19 protein-coding genes are annotated in these 18,339 nt (G+C 60.9%); 14 read left to right on the forward strand and 5 right to left on the reverse strand.

What is annotated here, in order from left to right; translation table 11 throughout:
• Window positions 1–49: 49 nt before the first annotated feature.
• Window positions 50–409: a 6-carboxytetrahydropterin synthase QueD gene (queD, locus tag HMPREF3138_RS08795; protein WP_004932638.1), complete on the reverse strand. Its 360-nt coding sequence runs from the start codon at window positions 407–409 to the stop codon at window positions 50–52.
• A gap of 436 nt (window positions 410–845) precedes the next feature.
• Here queD and cysJ point away from each other — a divergent pair, with 436 nt between their 5' ends.
• The 3 genes from cysJ to HMPREF3138_RS08810 all read left to right on the forward strand — a co-directional run bounded on the left by cysJ (window position 846) and on the right by HMPREF3138_RS08810 (window position 5,159).
• On the forward strand, window positions 846–2,648 hold the full coding sequence (gene cysJ / locus HMPREF3138_RS08800; protein WP_038871910.1) for an NADPH-dependent assimilatory sulfite reductase flavoprotein subunit: 1,803 nt from the start codon (window positions 846–848) through the stop codon (window positions 2,646–2,648).
• Window positions 2,648–4,363, forward strand: coding sequence for an assimilatory sulfite reductase (NADPH) hemoprotein subunit (cysI, locus tag HMPREF3138_RS08805; RefSeq protein WP_038871907.1), 1,716 nt, complete (start codon window positions 2,648–2,650; stop codon window positions 4,361–4,363). The genes cysJ and cysI overlap by 1 nt, the downstream gene beginning before the upstream one ends.
• A gap of 61 nt (window positions 4,364–4,424) precedes the next feature.
• A complete protein-coding gene (locus HMPREF3138_RS08810; RefSeq protein ID WP_016929052.1) occupies window positions 4,425–5,159 on the forward strand; it encodes a phosphoadenylyl-sulfate reductase in 735 nt (244 codons plus the stop codon).
• A gap of 55 nt (window positions 5,160–5,214) precedes the next feature.
• Here HMPREF3138_RS08810 and HMPREF3138_RS08815 read toward each other — a convergent pair whose 3' ends face one another.
• Window positions 5,215–6,285 (reverse strand): aminopeptidase, encoded by a 1,071-nt coding sequence (locus HMPREF3138_RS08815; RefSeq protein ID WP_038871915.1) that lies wholly within the window; start codon window positions 6,283–6,285, stop codon window positions 5,215–5,217.
• A 261-nt stretch (window positions 6,286–6,546) separates the two neighbouring features.
• Between HMPREF3138_RS08815 and cysG the strand changes: the two genes are divergently transcribed.
• The 5 genes from cysG to HMPREF3138_RS08840 all read left to right on the forward strand — a co-directional run bounded on the left by cysG (window position 6,547) and on the right by HMPREF3138_RS08840 (window position 11,386).
• Window positions 6,547–7,977 (forward strand): siroheme synthase CysG, encoded by a 1,431-nt coding sequence (gene cysG / locus HMPREF3138_RS08820; RefSeq protein WP_038871905.1) that lies wholly within the window; start codon window positions 6,547–6,549, stop codon window positions 7,975–7,977.
• A 22-nt stretch (window positions 7,978–7,999) separates the two neighbouring features.
• Window positions 8,000–8,908 (forward strand): sulfate adenylyltransferase subunit CysD, encoded by a 909-nt coding sequence (cysD, locus tag HMPREF3138_RS08825; protein ID WP_004932620.1) that lies wholly within the window; start codon window positions 8,000–8,002, stop codon window positions 8,906–8,908.
• Window positions 8,909–8,919: 11 nt separating this feature from the next.
• Window positions 8,920–10,347, forward strand: coding sequence for a sulfate adenylyltransferase subunit CysN (gene cysN / locus HMPREF3138_RS08830; RefSeq protein WP_038871902.1), 1,428 nt, complete (start codon window positions 8,920–8,922; stop codon window positions 10,345–10,347).
• Window positions 10,286–10,975: an adenylyl-sulfate kinase gene (gene cysC, locus HMPREF3138_RS08835; protein ID WP_083301472.1), complete on the forward strand. Its 690-nt coding sequence runs from the start codon at window positions 10,286–10,288 to the stop codon at window positions 10,973–10,975. Before cysN ends, cysC begins: the two co-directional genes overlap by 62 nt.
• 84 nt (window positions 10,976–11,059) lie before the next feature.
• The gene (locus HMPREF3138_RS08840) at window positions 11,060–11,386 is read left to right on the forward strand and encodes a DUF3561 family protein (protein WP_004932611.1); all 327 of its coding nucleotides are present in this window, start codon (window positions 11,060–11,062) and stop codon (window positions 11,384–11,386) included.
• Between the two features lie 52 nt (window positions 11,387–11,438).
• On the opposite strand, the gene HMPREF3138_RS08845 is transcribed toward HMPREF3138_RS08840, so the two are convergent.
• The 3 genes from HMPREF3138_RS08845 to HMPREF3138_RS08855 all read right to left on the reverse strand — a co-directional run bounded on the left by HMPREF3138_RS08845 (window position 11,439) and on the right by HMPREF3138_RS08855 (window position 13,748).
• Window positions 11,439–12,161 (reverse strand): amino acid ABC transporter ATP-binding protein, encoded by a 723-nt coding sequence (locus HMPREF3138_RS08845; RefSeq protein WP_038871895.1) that lies wholly within the window; start codon window positions 12,159–12,161, stop codon window positions 11,439–11,441.
• Window positions 12,145–12,864: an amino acid ABC transporter permease gene (locus HMPREF3138_RS08850; protein WP_042706788.1), complete on the reverse strand. Its 720-nt coding sequence runs from the start codon at window positions 12,862–12,864 to the stop codon at window positions 12,145–12,147. The genes HMPREF3138_RS08845 and HMPREF3138_RS08850 overlap by 17 nt, the downstream gene beginning before the upstream one ends.
• Window positions 12,865–12,977: 113 nt before the next feature.
• On the reverse strand, window positions 12,978–13,748 hold the full coding sequence (locus HMPREF3138_RS08855) for a basic amino acid ABC transporter substrate-binding protein (protein WP_038871891.1): 771 nt from the start codon (window positions 13,746–13,748) through the stop codon (window positions 12,978–12,980).
• Window positions 13,749–14,151: 403 nt separating this feature from the next.
• Between HMPREF3138_RS08855 and ftsB the strand changes: the two genes are divergently transcribed.
• From ftsB to HMPREF3138_RS08885, 6 genes are read left to right on the forward strand one after another with little or no spacing between them, the layout of a single operon-like run.
• Window positions 14,152–14,472 (forward strand): cell division protein FtsB, encoded by a 321-nt coding sequence (gene ftsB, locus HMPREF3138_RS08860; RefSeq protein ID WP_016929043.1) that lies wholly within the window; start codon window positions 14,152–14,154, stop codon window positions 14,470–14,472.
• A gap of 3 nt (window positions 14,473–14,475) precedes the next feature.
• A complete protein-coding gene (gene ispD, locus HMPREF3138_RS08865) occupies window positions 14,476–15,183 on the forward strand; it encodes a 2-C-methyl-D-erythritol 4-phosphate cytidylyltransferase (RefSeq protein WP_038871888.1) in 708 nt (235 codons plus the stop codon).
• Between the two features lie 10 nt (window positions 15,184–15,193).
• Entirely contained in the window at window positions 15,194–15,667 is a 474-nt protein-coding gene (gene ispF / locus HMPREF3138_RS08870; RefSeq protein WP_004932594.1) for a 2-C-methyl-D-erythritol 2,4-cyclodiphosphate synthase, read from the forward strand.
• Between the two features lie 4 nt (window positions 15,668–15,671).
• The gene (gene truD, locus HMPREF3138_RS08875) at window positions 15,672–16,718 is read left to right on the forward strand and encodes a tRNA pseudouridine(13) synthase TruD (RefSeq protein ID WP_038871885.1); all 1,047 of its coding nucleotides are present in this window, start codon (window positions 15,672–15,674) and stop codon (window positions 16,716–16,718) included.
• Entirely contained in the window at window positions 16,699–17,460 is a 762-nt protein-coding gene (gene surE / locus HMPREF3138_RS08880) for a 5'/3'-nucleotidase SurE (RefSeq protein WP_038871882.1), read from the forward strand. The genes truD and surE overlap by 20 nt, the downstream gene beginning before the upstream one ends.
• Window positions 17,454–18,080: a protein-L-isoaspartate(D-aspartate) O-methyltransferase gene (locus HMPREF3138_RS08885; RefSeq protein ID WP_038871879.1), complete on the forward strand. Its 627-nt coding sequence runs from the start codon at window positions 17,454–17,456 to the stop codon at window positions 18,078–18,080. Before surE ends, HMPREF3138_RS08885 begins: the two co-directional genes overlap by 7 nt.
• Window positions 18,081–18,339 lie beyond the last annotated feature (259 nt).

Raw genomic sequence — 18,339 nt, forward strand, 5'->3', positions numbered from 1 at the left:
TTTACATCGTCCAACTTATGGGGCGCAGTTCATTGCGGCGCCCTTTCTTTTAACCTTTATATACGCATCCCGCGGTACAGGTCTCTTTCACCATCACCGCAGTCAGTTCCGGCAACTGGGGCTTGAGCTGCTGCCAAATCCAGGCGGCGAGCACTTCGCTGGTGGGATTTTCCAATCCTGGAATATCGTTCAGATAATGGTGATCCAACCGCTCCCAGATCGGGGAAAACACAGCCTTGAGCTCGGCGAAATCCATCACCCAACCGGTGTGGGGGTCCACTTCACCGGTCACTTCCAGACGCACCATAAACGAATGCCCATGCAGGCGGCCGCATTTATGGCCCTCCGGCACGTGCGGCAAACGGTGTGCGGCTTCAAACTGAAAATCTTTAAACAGCGTGGTTGCCATTATTACGGCCTCATTGACTCAAAAACCGCCGCATAGTACCGGAAAGCGCGTCTGCTTGCCATTTATACCGTTATGGTCTAGCGCCACGACAACCGCGCGCGGTTAACACTTTTTTTGTTTGGTGTTTGCGGCACCTATCGGCTGGGGTAATGAGTCGAAATGTTGAACGGTGAAAAAATGATGAAAAAAAGCGTTTTAATTTCATCTGGATAAAAAACTTTGTTTAACGGTTTAAGCGTTATCCCTTACCAGAAAAACAGCTTAGTCATTTTGGTTATGATTTATTGCTATCCCTTATTTAATCGTTGCTATTCTGCTCGGTAACCTTACAAACTCTCCTGATCTTTTCCGCACACCCGACGCAGCGAAGAGACAGCGACTGACACTGGCGCGCGCCTGGCAGGAAAGGCGCTAAGTATAGGAAATAAGTACAGCAATGACGACTCAGGCTCCTCCAACATCTTTGCTCCCGCTGACGCCCGAACAGCTGGCGCGCCTGCAGGCGACGATCGGCGACTATTCGCCGACGCAGCTGGCGTGGCTGTCCGGCTATTTTTGGGGCATGGTCAATCAACAGCCCGGAGCCGTGGCCATTGCGCCTGTCGCCCCTGCGGCTGCCGCCGGCATCACCATCATTTCCGCTTCGCAGACCGGCAATGCGCGCCGCCTGGCGGAGCAGCTGCGCGACGATCTGCTGGCCGCCAATCTGAGCGCCACGCTGATCAGCGCCGGCGACTACAAGTTCAAGCAGATAGCCCAAGAGCGCCTGCTGGTGATCGTCGCCTCCACGCAGGGGGAGGGCGAACCGGCGGAAGAAGCGGTGGCGCTGCATAAATTCCTGTTCTCGAAGAAGGCGCCGAAGCTGAATGATACCGCTTTTGCGGTGTTCGGGCTGGGCGACACCTCTTATGAGAATTTCTGCCAGTCAGGTAAAGATTTCGACGGCAAGCTGGCCGAGCTGGGCGCCGAGCGCCTGGTGGAGCGCGTGGACGCCGACGTGGAGTATCAGGAACTGGCCGCCGCCTGGCGCAAACAGGTGGTGTCGGTGCTGAAGGCGCGCGCGCCGGCGGAAAGCGCCGCGCCGGGCGTGTTGGCCAGCGGCGCGGTCGATCTGCTCGACAGCAGCCCGTACAGCAAGGAACAGCCGCTCACCGCCCAGCTGGCGGTCAACCAGAAAATTACCGGCCGCGCGTCGGATAAAGACGTACGCCATATCGAAATCGATCTGGGCGACTCCGGCCTGCGCTATCAGCCAGGCGACGCGCTCGGCGTATGGTTTGACAACGATCCGGCGCTGGTGGACGAACTGGTGCAACTGTTGTGGCTGAAAGGCGACGAACCGGTCGAGGTGGAAGGGCAGACCCTGCCGCTGGCGCAGGCGCTGCGCAGCCATTTCGAACTAACGCAGAACACCACGCCGATCGTCGATAAATACGCCGCGCTGTCGCGCGATGAAAAGTTGATCGGCCTGTTGGCGGATAAAGCCGCGCTGCAGCAGTACGCGCACAACACGCCGATCGTCGACATGGTGCGTCAGGCGCCGGCGGATCTGAGCGCCGAACAGCTGGTCGGTCTGCTGCGTCCGTTGACGCCGCGCCTGTACTCCATCGCCTCTTCACAGGCGGAGAACGAAAGCGAAGTGCATATCACCGTGGGTGTGGTGCGTTACGACATCGACGGGCGTGCCCGCAGCGGCGGCGCCTCCGGTTTCCTGGCTGATCGCCTGGAGGAAGACGGCGACGTGCGGGTGTTTATCGAGCACAACGACAACTTCCGCCTGCCGGCCAATCCGGAAGCGCCGGTGATCATGATCGGCCCAGGCACCGGCATCGCGCCGTTCCGCGCCTTTATGCAGCAGCGCGACGCCGACGGCGCCGGCGGCAAAAACTGGCTGTTCTTCGGCAACCCGCACTTTACCGAAGACTTCCTGTATCAGGTCGAATGGCAGCGCTACGTGAAAGACGGTCTTTTGACCCGCATCGATCTGGCCTGGTCCCGCGACCAACAACATAAAATATACGTACAAGACAAACTGCGCGAACAGGGCGCGGAAGTGTGGCGCTGGATTCAGGAAGGCGCGCACATTTACGTCTGCGGCGATGCCAATCGCATGGCGAAAGACGTGGAAAACACATTACTGGAACTGGTGGCCGAGCACGGTGGCATGGATACCGAGCAGGCGGATGAATTTTTAAGTGAGCTGCGCCTTGAGCGCCGTTATCAGCGAGATGTTTACTGATGAGTGATAAACACCCCGGGCCTTTGGTAGTCGAAGGCAAACTGGCCGATGCGGAGCGCATGAAGAAGGAGAGCCACTTCCTGCGCGGCACCATCGCCGAAGATTTGAACGACGGCCTGACCGGCGGCTTCAACGGCGACAACTTCCTGCTGATCCGTTTTCACGGCATGTATCAGCAGGACGACCGCGACATTCGCGCCGAACGCGCCGAGCAGAAGCTGGAGCCGCGCCACGCCATGATGCTGCGCTGCCGCCTGCCGGGCGGCATCATCAGCCCGCAGCAGTGGCTGGGCATCGACAAGTTTGCGCAGGAGAGCACGCTGTACGGCAGCATTCGCATCACCAACCGCCAGACGTTCCAGTTTCACGGCATTCTGAAAGGCAACGTCAAACCGGTGCACCAGCTGCTGAACCGCCTGGGGCTGGACGCGCTGGCGACCGCCAACGACGTGAACCGCAACGTGCTGTGCACCTCCAACCCGGTGGAGTCCGAGCTGCATCAGGAAGCCTACGAGTGGGCGAAGAAGATCTCCGAACACCTGCTGCCGCGCACCCGCGCCTACGCTGAGGTGTGGCTGGATCAGGAGAAGGTGGCCACCACCGACGAAGAGCCGATTCTGGGGCCGACCTACCTACCGCGTAAGTTCAAAACCACGGTGGTGATCCCGCCGCAGAACGACGTCGATCTGCACGCCAACGACATGAACTTCGTGGCGATCGCCGAAAACGGCAAACTGGTAGGCTTCAACCTGCTGGTGGGCGGCGGATTGTCCATCGAGCACGGCAACAAGAAAACCTATGCGCGCCAGGCCAGCGAGTTCGGCTACATTCCGCTCGAACATACGCTGGCGGTCGCGGAGGCCGTAGTGACCACGCAGCGCGACTGGGGCAACCGCACCGATCGTAAGAACGCCAAAACCAAATACACGCTGGAGCGCGTCGGGGTGGACGTTTTCCGCGCCGAAGTGGAAAAGCGCGCCGGCATCACCTTCGCGCCGATCCGGCCGTATGAATTCACCGGCCGCGGCGATCGCATCGGTTGGGTGAAGGGCATCGACGATCAGTGGCACCTGACGCTGTTTATCGAGAACGGCCGCCTGCTGGACTATCCGGGGCGCCCGCTGAAGACCGGTATGGCGGAGATCGCCAAGATCCATAAAGGCGACTTCCGTCTGACGGCGAACCAAAACGTGATCATTGCCGGCGTGCCGGAAAGCGAGAAGGCGAAGATCGAGGCCCTGGCGCGCGATCATGGCCTGATCGACGATGAGATCAGCGAGCAACGCAAGAACTCGATGGCCTGCGTATCGTTCCCGACCTGCCCGTTGGCGATGGCGGAGGCTGAGCGCTTTCTGCCGCAGTTCGTCACCAAGGTGGAAGGGATCATGCATCGGCACGGGGTGGGCGACGAGCATATCGTGCTGCGCATCACCGGCTGCCCGAACGGCTGCGGCCGCGCGCTGCTGGCGGAGCTGGGGCTGGTGGGCAAGGCGGTCGGCCGCTATAACCTGCATTTGGGTGGCAACCGCGAAGGCACGCGCATTCCGCGTATGTACCGCGAGAACATCAACGAAGACGAGATCCTGAGCGAGATCGACCTGTTGGTGGGGCGCTGGGCGAAGGAGCGCAACGCCGGCGAAGGCTTCGGCGACTTCACCGTTCGTGCGGGCATCGTCAAACCGGTGCTGGATCCGGCGCGGGATTTCTGGGAGTGAGGCCGGGCGGCCCCTGGGCAGAGGGGCCGCACAGGTAATTTCAAGTAGCAGGAGAGACAACATGGCTGAATTCGATCTGGCGGCGCTGAACGCGTTGCCCAAATCCGGGCAGGCGCTGGCATTGGCGGTGGTCAACGGCCAACTGGAGACCCTCAGCGCCGAACAGCGCGTTGCATGGGCGCTGGAGCATCTGCCCGGCGAGTTCGTACTCTCGTCCAGTTTCGGCATTCAGGCGGCGGTATGTTTGCACCTGGTGACACGCATCCGGCCGGATATCCCGGTGATCCTGACCGACACCGGTTACCTGTTCCCGGAAACCTACCGCTTTATCGATCAACTGACCGACCAGCTGAAGCTGAATCTGCAGGTGTTCCGCGCCGAACAGTCTCCCGCCTGGCAAGAGGCGCGCTATGGCAAACTGTGGGAACAGGGCGTGGAAGGGATTGAAAAGTACAATCAGATCAACAAGGTTGAGCCGATGAACCGCGCGCTGGAGACGCTGGGGGCACAGAGCTGGTTCGCCGGCCTGCGGCGCGAGCAGTCCGGCAGCCGCGCCAATCTGCCGGTGCTGGCGGTGCAGCGCGGGGTGTTCAAGATCTTGCCGATCATCGACTGGGACAACCGCAAGATTTACCAGTATCTGACCGAGCACGGGCTGAGCTATCACCCGCTGTGGGAGCAGGGCTACCTGTCAGTAGGCGATACCCACACCACCCAGAAGTGGGAACCGGGTATGAGCGAGGAAGAGACGCGTTTCTTCGGGCTGAAGCGCGAGTGCGGCCTGCACGAAGGCTAAACGAGGCGAATCACACGACAGGGCTCAGCAATGCTGGGCCCTGTTTTTTTGCGGGCTACTTTTTCTTCTGTGCTTTCGGCGGGTGCGCCTGCGCCAGCTCTTTGATCAGCGGCAGCAGGATCTGCACGCTGTCGCGGCTGCGTTTGTCGATCCGCCCCGGCAGGTAGCGATCCAGGTACTGCAGGTTGTCATACTGCGGGCGGTGCCAGGTGATGCCCTGCGGGAAGTGCGGGCTGACGGCGCGCTGCTGGTAGCCGTCCTTGTCGCCCAGCGACCAGTTGGTGGCCTCCACCGACAGCACCGGGATGCCCGCCGCATCGAACACCTCTTGATCGGAGCAGCAGCCGGTGCCCTTCGGATGCTGTGTGCTGCCCGGATTGCTGGCGGCGGCGATGCCGTAGCGATGGGCGATATCCAGCGCGCGATCGCGGGAGCGTTTCGCCATCTGCGACGGCGTGTTGCGCCCGGCGTTGAAGTACAGACGATCGCCGGTGATCAGGCTGTCGAGGTTGATCACCAGCACGGTGTTGCTTTTCTCTTCCGCGCTCATGCGCTGCAGGTAGTTCTGTGCACCCAGCGAGCCGAGCTCTTCGGCGCTGGTGGCGACGAAGCGCAAGCCGTAGGCGGTGGGGATGCTCTTCAGGCGCTCCGCCAGTTCCAGCATTACGCCGATGCCGGAGGCGTTGTCGTCGACGCCCTGCAGCGTCAGGCCGCCGAGGTTGTTATCCAGATCTTCGTCGCTCTGCGGCGTGTAGGTGTCGAAGTGGGCGACGATCACTATCTGTTTCGGACTGTCGCCGTTGCGGGCGGCGATCACCGAGCTGGCGGTGACGTTGTTCCAGTTCTTCTTGCCGTCTTTGCTGGTGTAGAGATAGCGCGTGTTGACGCTGCGAATGTCGCTTTGGTAACCCATCTTGCTGAACTGCTGCTTCAGGTAGTCGGCGGTGAGCAATTCGGCCGGGCTGCCCGTCATGCGGCCGGGGAAGTAAGTGGCGATGTGGCGGGTCTGTTCGGCGGCGAAACGGCCCATTGGCGCGTCTTTTGCGGGCTGTGCGGCACAAACGCTGAAGACGCCGCCGAGTGCGAGGGCCAGCAGGCTGGTCTTCAGGTAAAAACGGGAAAACATACCGAAAAATCCTTCTTTGCTATCGGCGCTGCCGATCATTTTTCTGCGGCACCCAGTATGAGACGCCGGGCGGCATTACACAATTTCCCCGTCTCTTAATTTTCGCGCGAATGCGCAAACCGCCGCCGCAGTTATCACCGTTTGCCTCTGGCGTTGCGGCCTATATTCCATAAAGGAACTAATCATTCCTTTTCGTCATTTCAGAGGCTAAATCTCAGCCCGTATAGTCACACTATCTTTCTGTTATATGAAAAGGCTGTTGTGGACTATCTACCAATATTCGCCGATCTGAAACAACGTCCGGTGCTGGTCGTTGGCGGCGGTGACGTGGCTGCGCGCAAAGTCGATCTGCTTCAGCGCGCCGGGGCTGAAATACGGATAGTTGCGCAGTCGCTCTCACCGGAACTGGAACTACAACGTCAGCGAGGGCAACTGCTCTGGCTGGGGAAAACCTTTGACCCGCCGCAGCTGGACGACGTGTTTCTGGCGATCGCCGCCACGGACGACAACGCGCTGAACGCCGCGGTGTTCGCCGAAGCGGATAAACGCCGGGTGTTGGCCAACGTGGTGGACGACCAGCCTCGCTGCTCGTTTATCTTCCCATCGATCATCGATCGCTCGCCGCTGGTGGTGGCCGTATCGTCCAGCGGCCAGGCGCCGGTGCTGGCGCGGTTGCTGCGCGAAAAGCTGGAGGCGCTGCTGCCCGCCAGTTTGGGGCAGATGGCGCAGGTGGCGGGCCGCTGGCGCGGCCAGGTCAAACAGCGGCTGGCCTCGATCGGCGAGCGTCGCCGTTTCTGGGAGAAAACCTTCGGCGGCCGTTTCGCCACGCTGGTGGCCAACGGCCAGACGGCGCAGGCGGAGCGGCAGCTTGAGCAGGATTTGCAAAGCTTCGCCGCAGGCGATGAAGGCGCGCAGGGTGAGATAGCCTTGGTGGGCGCCGGGCCGGGCGACGTGGGGCTGCTGACCCTGCGCGGGCTGCAGGTGATGCAGCAGGCGGACGTGGTGCTGTATGACCATCTGGTCAGCGGCGAGATCCTCGATCTGGTGCGCCGCGACGCCGAGCGCATCTGCGTGGGCAAGCGCGCCGGCGCGCACTCGGTGATCCAGGAAGAGACCAACCGGCTGTTGGTGGAGCTGGCGCAGCAGGGCAAACGCGTGGTGCGCCTCAAGGGCGGCGACCCGTTCATCTTTGGCCGGGGCGGCGAAGAGCTGCAGGTAGCCGCCGCCGCCGGCATTCCGTTCCAGGTGGTGCCGGGCGTCACGGCCGCTGCGGGGGCGACCGCCTACGCCGGCATTCCGCTGACGCACCGCGACCACGCGCAGAGCGTGACCTTTATCACCGGCCACTGCCGCCCCGACGGCGATGGCCTGGACTGGGCCGATCTGGCCCGGGCGCGGCAGACGCTGGCTATCTACATGGGCACCATGAAGGCGGCGGACATCAGCCAACGCCTGATCGCCCACGGCCGCGCTGCCGATACGCCGGTGGCGGTGATCAGTCGCGGCACGCGCGCCGATCAGCAGGTGCAGATCGGCACGCTGGATCAACTGGAACATCTGGCCCAACGGGCGCCGCTGCCGGCGCTGCTGGTGATTGGCGAAGTGGTGGAACTGCACCATCAAATCGCCTGGTTCGGGCATCAATCGCAGACGGAAGGGGCCGCGCGCCCGGCCGTCGTGAATTTGGCATAGGCAAGGCTTTTAAGGACCTGTTATGGACGAAAAACGACTCACTCATTTGCGGCAATTGGAGGCGGAGAGTATCCATATCATCCGTGAAGTCGCCGCTGAATTCGCCAACCCGGTGATGCTTTACTCCATCGGCAAAGACTCTTCCGTGATGCTGCATTTGGCGCGCAAGGCGTTCTTCCCCGGCACGCTGCCGTTCCCGCTGCTGCACGTCGATACCGGCTGGAAGTTCCGCGAAATGTACGAGTTCCGCGATCGCACCGCGAAAGAGTACGGCTTCGAGCTGCTGGTGCATAAAAATCCGGAAGGGGTGGCGATGGGCATCAACCCGTTCGTGCACGGCAGCGCCAAGCATACCGACATCATGAAGACCGAGGGCCTGAAGCAGGCGTTGAACAAGTACGGTTTCGACGCCGCCTTCGGCGGTGCGCGGCGCGACGAGGAGAAATCGCGCGCCAAAGAGCGCATCTATTCGTTCCGCGATCGCTTCCACCGCTGGGATCCGAAAAACCAGCGGCCGGAGCTGTGGCACAACTACAACGGCCAGATCAACAAAGGGGAGAGCATCCGCGTCTTCCCACTGTCGAACTGGACCGAGCTGGACATCTGGCAGTACATCTTCCTGGAAAAGATCGACATCGTGCCGCTGTACCTGGCGAAACCGCGCCCGGTGGTGGAACGCGACGGCATGCTGATGATGGTGGACGACGATCGCATCGATTTGCAGCCGGGCGAAGTGATCAGCCAGCGCATGGTGCGTTTCCGCACATTGGGGTGCTGGCCACTGACCGGCGCAGTGGATTCGCAGGCGCAAACCCTGCCGGAGATCATCGAAGAGATGCTGGTCTCCACCACCAGTGAACGCCAGGGGCGGATGATCGACCGCGATCAGTCCGGCTCGATGGAGCTGAAAAAGCGTCAAGGGTATTTCTAAGGAGCCGCCGGATGAACAACGCAATCGCACAACAAATCGCTGACCAGGGCGGCGTCGAATCCTACCTGCACGCGCAGCAACACAAGAGCCTGCTGCGCTTTCTGACCTGCGGCAGCGTCGACGACGGCAAAAGCACCCTGATCGGTCGCCTGCTGCACGATACCCGCCAGATCTACGAGGATCAGCTGTCGACGCTGCACAGCGACAGCAAACGCATCGGCACCCAGGGCGAGAAGCTCGATCTGGCGCTGCTGGTGGACGGCCTGCAGGCCGAGCGCGAACAGGGCATCACCATCGACGTGGCCTATCGCTATTTCTCGACCGAAAAACGCAAATTTATCATCGCCGATACCCCAGGGCATGAGCAGTACACCCGCAACATGGCCACCGGCGCCTCCACCTGCGATCTGGCGATCCTGTTGATCGACGCGCGCAAAGGGGTGCTGGACCAGACTCGTCGCCACAGTTTTATCGCAACCCTGCTGGGCATTCGCCATCTGGTGGTGGCGGTGAACAAAATGGATCTGGTGGACTACCAGGAAACGGTGTTCGAGCAGTTCAAACAGGATTACCTGACCTTTGCCCAGCAGCTGCCAGGCGATCTGGATATCAAATTCGTGCCGCTGTCGGCGCTGGACGGCGACAACGTGGCGAGCGAAAGCGCCCATATGCCGTGGTACAGCGGCCCGACGCTGCTGGAAGTGCTGGAGAGCGTTGACGTGGTCAGCGAGCGAGAAAACCAGCCGCTGCGCTTCCCGGTGCAGTACGTCAACCGCCCGAACCTCGATTTTCGCGGCTATGCCGGCACGCTTTCCGCCGGCGTGGTGCGGGTGGGGCAACGGGTCAAAGTGCTGCCTTCCGGTGTGGAGTCCAGCGTGGCGCGCATCGTGACCTTCGACGGCGATCTGCAAGAGGCGGTGCCGAGCGAGGCGATTACGCTGGTGCTGAAGGATGAGGTGGACATCAGCCGCGGCGATCTGCTGGTCGACGCCGGCGAAAGCCTGCAGGCGGCGCAGAGCGCGCTGGTGGACGTGGTATGGATGGCCGAACAGCCGCTGGTGCCGGGCCAGAGCTACGACATCAAGATCGCCGGTAAAAAGACCCGCGCCCGCGTGGAGAGCATCCGCCATCAGGTGGAGATCAATACGCTGGCGCAGCACCCGGCAGACACGTTGCCGCTTAACGGCATCGGTCTGGTGGAGCTGACCTTCGACGAACCGCTGGTGCTGGACAGCTATCAGAGCAATCACGACACCGGCGGGCTGATCTTCATCGATCGCATGAGCAACGTCACGGTAGGCGCCGGTCTGGTGCGCGAAACGCTGCAGGCCACCCCGGCGGCGCACGGTGAGTTCAGCGCCTTCGAGCTGGAGCTGAATGCGCTGGTGCGCAAGCACTTCCCGCACTGGGGCGCACGCGATCTGCTCGGTGGTCGATAAGGTGGCCGCCGAACTGAGGGCGACCGGGCCGGACGATGAGAACGTGGTTTGGCATCCGCACGCGGTGACGCGCGCGGATCGCGAAGCGCGCAACGGCCATCGCGGCGTGGTGCTGTGGTTTACCGGGCTGTCCGGCTCGGGCAAATCCACCGTCGCCGGCGCGCTGGAGCAGGCGCTGCACGGGCTCGGCGTCAGCACCTATCTGCTGGACGGCGATAACGTGCGCCACGGCCTGTGCCGCGATCTCGGCTTCTCTGACGAGGATCGGCGCGAGAACATCCGCCGGGTGGGGGAAGTGGCCAAACTGATGGTGGATGCCGGGCTGGTGGTGCTGACCGCGTTCATTTCGCCGCACCGCGCCGAGCGGCAGATGGTGCGCGAAATGCTCGGCGACGATCGCTTTATCGAGGTGTTCGTCGACACGCCGTTGGCGATCTGCGAGGAGCGCGATCCGAAGGGATTGTATAAAAAAGCGCGCGCCGGCGAGCTGCGCAATTTCACCGGTATCGACGCGGTTTACGAGGCGCCGCAGCAGCCGGAAATCCACCTTGATGGCCAACAATTGGTAACAAATTTGATTGCGCAATTGTTAGACGTGTTGCGTGGTCAGGCTATTATCAAACCCTGAATTCAAAAAAAGCGTGTGGCGTTTTTCGCCATGCGCTTTTTACTCTAAGCCGCCGCAGAGCGAGCCGAATAACCAGGGATCACTATGCAAAATGTCACGCCTATCTTGATCGACTCCAAGCAGTCAAAACAGGAGAGAGAGGAGCCTTCTTATTCTTTCCTGGGCGGCGTCAGCGGCTTTGTTTTCTACTGGCTGGCGTTCGCGTTGCCGTTCCTGGTTTACGGTTCCAACACGCTGTTTTTCCTGCTCTATACCTGGCCGTTCTTCCTGGCGCTGATGCCGCTGTCGGTGCTGATCGGCATCACCCTCAGCATGCTGTTGCGCGGGCGTCTGATCCTGACGCTGCTGCTGACCGGCGCCATCGTGCTGTGCCTGTTCTGGCTGGTGTTCAGCTTCTTGACCGGGTGGTGAGAGAGCGGGCGCCGCTGCCGGCGCCCGAAGGATTGCAAAGCGGTGCCGAAGGTTACAAAACTTTGCTCAGAAACGCCTGTGTGCGCGGATTGGCCGGATGGCTGAAGATCTGCTGCGGCGCACCTTCCTCCTGAATGATCCCCTGATCGATAAACAGCACCCGATCGGCCACCTCGCGGGCAAAGCCCATCTCATGCGTGACCACCACCATGGTCATGCCCTCGTGTGCCAGCGATTTCATCACCGCCAACACTTCGCCCACCAGCTCCGGATCGAGCGCGGAGGTGGGTTCGTCGAACAGCATGATCTTCGGCTCCATCGCCAGCGCGCGGGCGATCGCTACCCGCTGCTGCTGGCCGCCGGATAGGCTGTTGGGGTAGGCGTCTATCTTGTCGAGCAGCCCGACCTTGTGCAGCAGCTGCTCGGCTTGCGCGATGGCTTCGGCGCGCGGCCGTTTCTTCACGCTCACCGGTGCCATGATGATGTTTTCCAACACCGTCATGTGCGGGAACAGGTTGAAGCGCTGGAACACCATACCCACGCTTTCACGCATCTTGTTCAGGTCGGTTTTTTGATCGTGGACGGCGAAGCCGTTGACCTCGATCTCGCCGCCGGAGAGCGTTTCCAGCGCGTTGATGCAGCGCAGGAAGGTGCTTTTACCCGAGCCGGAAGGGCCGATGACGCACACCACTTCGTTGGCGGCGATCCGGCAGGAAATGCCGCGCAGCACGTGGCTCTCGCCGAACTGTTTTTGCAGGTTATGTACGCGAATCACTTTTACCGAACCTCTTTTCCATGTGTTGGACTAACAGCGAGAGCAGGAAGGTGATGACCCAATAGACCAGCGAAATGGTCAGGTAGGGCTCCCAATAGGTGGCGTAGGCGCCGGAGACGGTGCGGGCGGCATAGGCCAGATCCGCCAGGCCGATGGCGGAGGCCAGCGACGAATCCTTGACGATGGCGATGGCGTTGTTGCCCAGCGGTGGCAGCATACGGCGGAAGGCCTGCGGCAGGATCACCTGGCGCATGGTCTTGCCGTAGCTCATGCCCAGCGAGCGCGAGGCCTCCATCTGGCCGCGATCGATCGATTGGATCCCGGCGCGGAAGATCTCCGATACATAGGCGCCGGCGTTGAGCGTGATCGCCACTACGCAGGAGAGAAAGGCACCGTAGTCGGCGCGCAGCGCGCGGGCAAAATCGACGCTCATCAGGCCGCTGGTGACCAACAGGCCGTCGCGTGGGTTGATGAACAGCGGTACCAGCGCGAAGTGCACCACCATGATTTGCACGAACAGCGGCGTGCCGCGAAAGGCGCTGATGTAAATGCGCACCGGCCACTGAACGCCGTAATGCAGGATGGGTTTCCAGATGCCGTGCGGCGCCTGCGCCAAACGGCCCAGCCCGAGGATCAATCCCCAGGTGGTGCCGAGCAGTACGCAGATAATGGTGCATTTGATGGTCATCCAGGCGCCTTCCATAAACAGCGGCGCGTATTCCTGGATGATCTCCCAGCGGAAGTTCAAAGGGTATTCCTTCTTGGTAGGCTGAAACAGGGGGCGCCGACGGCCTGGCGGGCGCCGGCGACAGGGCATTATTCCGCCGGCAGCGTCGGTACGTTGCTGTCGAACCAGGTTTGGTAAATCTTGGCGTAGATGCCGTCGGCGACGATTTTCTTCAGGCCGGCGTTGATCTTGTTACGCAACTCATCGTTGCCTTTGGCGACGGCGATGCCGAAATACTGGCGCTCGAACTTGGCGTCGGGCACCAGCTTGAAGGCTTTCTCAGGGTGGGTTTTGATATAGAACTTGGCCACGCCGACGTCGCCGACCGCCGCGCCGATGCCGTCTTCATACAGCTCCTGCAGCATCAGCGGCGTATTGTCGAAGCGCTTGATGGCGGTGCTGTTTTTGCCCAGTACGTCGGACACCACGATGTCGCCGGTGCTGGAGTTCACCACGCCGACCTTCAGCGCTTTCAGCGCGGCGATGGAGTTTACCGTCGAGTCCTGCGGCACCACGATAGCCTGCTCGGCCGGGAAGTAAGGCGCCGAGAAATCAACCATTTGTTTGCGCTTGTCGGTGATGGTGATGCCGGAAATGATGATGTCGCGATCGCCGGAATTCAACGTGGCGAAGATCCCCTCCCACGGCGTATTGATCAGTTTGATCTGGAAGCCTTCGGCCTTGGCCACCGCTTTGATGATGTCGATGTCGAAACCTTCCAGCTGTTTTTGGCTGTTTTCAAATTCGAACGGCCGATAGGTGCCGCCGGAACCGACGACGTAGGTAGGTTCAGCCGCCAACGCGGCGGTGGAGAAGGTGGCGGCCAGGCAGGCGCCGATCAGAACTAAACGTTTTAACATCGCGATCCCCGATAATGAAAGGTTATATATTGGAATTATTTATGCACTAGTAATGCATAAAAATAAGTCTCAATGAATAAAAGTACAAGCCCTGCATAAGGAATATTATTTGTATGGTGTTAAATATTCACTTTTTGCGTTGCGACGGAGTAAGCGATGGGGCAGAAAGCGGGGAGGCAGTGGTTCTTGCTGCATAATAGGTGAAGGGCAGTGTGTGCCTCATTGGAAAACACGTCGTGCGCATCCGGTGTAAGGGGCTTTTTTTGCCGCTTTCGCCGCGGAATTAGGCGGTAAACTCGGTAACCCTTCATCCGTATTCTGAATTTGGCGTTGAAATGCCGCTCTCAGTGTGGAGTCCAACGAAAAGTTGTGGGATGATTGGTCGGTTTTTCAGGGGGCGGAGATGGGAAAACTTACGCTGCTATTGCTGGCATTGCTCGGTTGGTTACAGTATTCACTGTGGCTGGGCAAAAATGGTATTCACGATTACGTGCGAGTCAATGAAGACGTTGCGGTCCAGCAGGGCAACAACGCCAAGTTGAAAGCGCGTAACGATCAGCTGTTTGCCGAAATCGATGATTTGAACGGCGGTCAGGAAGCGATCGAAGAGCGAGCGCGTAATGAGCTGGGTATGATCAAGCCCGGTGAGACTTTCTATCGTCTGGTTCCTGACCAATCCAGACGCAACGCGGCGTCTTCCTCGCAAAATAACGCACAAAAATAACGCATGAATCACTCCGCAGGCACCTTTCCTTCGGTGATTGCCGTCCTGCCCGCTGCCGGTATCGGCAGCCGCATGCAGGCGGAATGCCCGAAGCAATATTTAACCATCGGCCGGCACAGCATCGTCGAGCACGCCATCCACGCCCTGTTGCGTCATCCGCGCATTGAGCGGGTGATCGTGGCGATCGGCCCCGAAGATCGCCAGTTCGAACAGTTGCCGATCGCCCAGGATCCGCGGGTGATCGTCACTGAGGGCGGCAAACAGCGCGCCGATTCGGTGATGGCCGGGCTTAAACTGGCGGGCGATGCGGACTGGGTACTGGTGCACGACGCTGCACGCCCCTGCCTGCACGCCGACGATCTCGAGCGCCTGCTGGCGATCACCGCACACAGCAAGGTCGGCGGCATTCTCGCCGCACCGGTGCGCGACACCATGAAACGCGCCGAACCCGGCCGCGAAACCATCGCTCACACCGTCGAACGCCAGGATCTGTGGCACGCGCTGACGCCGCAGCTGTTTCCGCTGCCGCTGCTCAAGCAGTGCCTGCAGCGCGCGCTGGATGAAGGTGCGAACGTCACCGACGAAGCCTCGGCGCTGGAGCATTGCGGTTATCATCCGCAGCTGATCGCCGGCCGGGCGGACAACATTAAAGTAACGCGGCCGGAGGATTTGGCGCTGGCGGCGTTCTATTTGACTCAGTTGGACAATTAAGGAGCGCACCATGCGTATCGGTCACGGTTTTGACGTACATAAATTCGGCGGCGAAGGCCCGTTGGTGATCGGTGGCGTTCGCATCCCTTACGACAAAGGTTTGCTGGCCCACTCCGACGGCGACGTCGCGCTGCATGCCGCGACCGACGCCCTGCTGGGCGCGGCGGCGCTGGGCGATATCGGCAAGCTGTTCCCCGATACCGATCCGGCGTTCAAAGGCGCCGACAGCCGCGAGCTGCTGCGCGAAGCCTGGAAACGCATCCGCGCCAAAGGATACCGCCTCGGCAACCTCGATATCACCATCATCGCTCAGGCGCCGAAAATGGCGCCGCACATCCCGCAGATGCGCGTCTTCCTGGCGGAAGATCTGCAGTGCCATATGGATGACGTCAACGTGAAGGCCACCACCACCGAGCAGCTCGGTTTCACCGGGCGCGGCGAGGGCATCGCCTGCGAAGCGGTCGCCTTGCTGATCAAGGAATAACCGCATGGATATGGCGAATCTGACCTGGCTGCATGGCCGGCCGCAGAGCACCGGGGTGTTGAAAGCCAATCCGGAAGATTTTGTGGTGGTTGAAGACCTGGGCTTTGCGCCGGACGGTGAAGGCGAGCACGTCCTGGTTAACATCCGTAAAAACGGCTGCAATACCCAGTTCGTGGCCGATTACCTGGCGCGCTTCGCCGGTATTCACGCCCGTTCCGTCAGCTATGCCGGCTTGAAGGATCGCCACGCGGTGACCGAGCAGTGGTTCTGCCTGCATATGCCGGGTAAGGACACGCCGGACTTCTCCCGGTTTACGCTGGAAGGCTGCGAGGTGCTCTCGTACGCCCGCCATCTGCGTAAAATGCGCATCGGCAACCTGAAGGGCAACCACTTTACGTTGGTGCTGCGCCAGATTTCCGACCGGCAGGACGTGGAACGCCGCCTGCAGGCTATCGCCGTGCAGGGCGTGCCGAACTACTTTGGCAGCCAGCGTTTCGGCCGCGGCGGCAACAACCTGGTGATGGCGCGCCGCTGGGCGAATGACGAAATTCGCGTCAAAGAGCGCAGCAAGCGCAGTTTCTACCTGTCCGCCAACCGCAGCGCGCTGTTTAATCAGGTCGCGAGCAGGCGTCTGGCCGACGGCCTGCAGCGCACCGTGCTGGAAGGTGACGCCCTGCAGCTGAGGGGCCGCGGCAGCTGGTTTGTCGCCAAAGCCGATGAGCTGGAGACGCTGCAACAGCGCTTGGATGCCGGCGAGCTGGTTGTCACCGCGGCGTTGCCGGGCGACGGCGAGCCGGGTACTGCCGGCGATGCGTTGGCATTTGAACAACAATGCTTGGCGGAGCAGCCGGAATTGCTTACGCTTTTAAAGCGCGAGCGTGTCGAACCCGCTCGTCGGGCCCTGCTGTTGCAGCCGCAAAATATGCTGTGGAACTGGTGGGATGACGTTACCGTGGAACTGCGCTTCTGGCTGCCGGCAGGCAGCTTCGCCACCAGCGTAGTTCGCGAGATCATGCAGCAGGATGACAGTGATGCGGATATTGCTGAGTAACGATGACGGCGTCAGCGCTCCGGGCATTCAGGTGCTGGCGGCGGCGCTGCGGGAATTCGCCGAGGTGCAGGTCGTGGCGCCGGATCGTAACCGCAGCGGCTCTTCCAATGCTCTGACGCTGGAATCGCCGCTGCGCACGCAGACGCTGGCCAACGGCGATATTGCGGTGCTGCAGGGGACGCCGACCGACTGTGTCTATCTTGGCGTCAACGCACTGATGCACCCGGCACCGGATATCGTGGTCTCCGGCATCAACGCCGGGCCGAATTTGGGCGACGATGTCATCTATTCCGGCACCGTCGCAGCGGCGATGGAGGGCCGGCATCTGGGGCTGCCCGCGTTGGCGGTGTCGTTGAACGGCCACCAGCACTATGCGACCGCCGCTGCCATTACTTGCCGTATCCTGCGCGCGTTGCGGCGTGAGCCGTTGCGTACCGGAAAAATCCTGAATATCAACGTACCGGATCTGCCCCTGGCGGAGATTAAAGGCCTGCGCGTTACCCGCTGCGGCAGCCGCCATCCCGCCGACAAGGTATTCTGCCAGCAGGATCCGCGCGGACAAAATCTCTACTGGATCGGGCCGCCTGGTGATAAATTTGATGTCGGGCCGGATACCGACTTTGCGGCGGTGGAACAAGGCTATGTGGCGATCACGCCGCTGCAGGTGGATTTGACTGCCTACGTGGCGCAGGAAGTCGTGAAAACATGGTTAACCAAGGCAGAGGTTAGCGGGGAATGGTGAACAAGCGTATGCAAACATTGCTGACGCAGCTGCGGCAGCAGGGGATCCGGGACGAAAAGCTGCTGCGGGCGATCGAAGCGGTGCCGCGCGAGCGTTTTGTCGACGAAGCGCTGGATCATAAGGCCTACGAAAACACCGCGCTGCCGATCGGCTCCGGCCAGACCATTTCCCAGCCTTATATGGTGGCGCGGATGACCGAGCTGCTGAATCTGAAGCCCACTTCACGGGTGCTGGAGATCGGCACCGGTTCCGGTTATCAGACCGCTATCCTGGCACATCTGGTGCAACACGTTTGTTCCGTCGAGCGCATCAAGGGGCTACAGTGGCAGGCCAAGCGCCGCCTGAAGCAGCTCGATCTTCATAATGTTTCCACCCGCCACGGCGACGGCTGGCAGGGCTGGGCGTCGCGTGGCCCGTTCGATGCGATCATCGTCACCGCCGCGCCGCCGGAGATCCCGCAGGCGCTGGTGGAACAATTGGACGACGGCGGCATTTTGGTGCTGCCGGTGGGCGAGCAGGCCCAAACCCTCAAACGCATTCAACGCCATGGCAACGAGTTCATTGTCGATGCGGTGGAAGCGGTGCGCTTTGTCCCGCTGGTGAAAGGCGAATTGGCCTAGCGATTGTCTGATTTTTCGACCGTCTGCAAAATCTGTTGCACTTTCATCACGTCCGGATAAGGTTTTCTCGTTCCAATCAGGCTAATTTTCACTAGAATTGGCCTTTCTACGTAGTTGTCTTATGGTGCGGCAACGCCAATGTGGTTAGCATTGGCGCGCGTTTTGATGCTCCGGCGGGAGATGACCTGGCGTTCAGGGATCGGCCGGCGGCGCCTTTACATCGCAGGGACTGGGAAGTGGCAAAAGCTCGGCTACGATG

Source organism: Serratia sp. HMSC15F11 (genome assembly GCF_001808215.1).
GTDB lineage: Bacteria > Pseudomonadota > Gammaproteobacteria > Enterobacterales > Enterobacteriaceae > Serratia > Serratia nevei.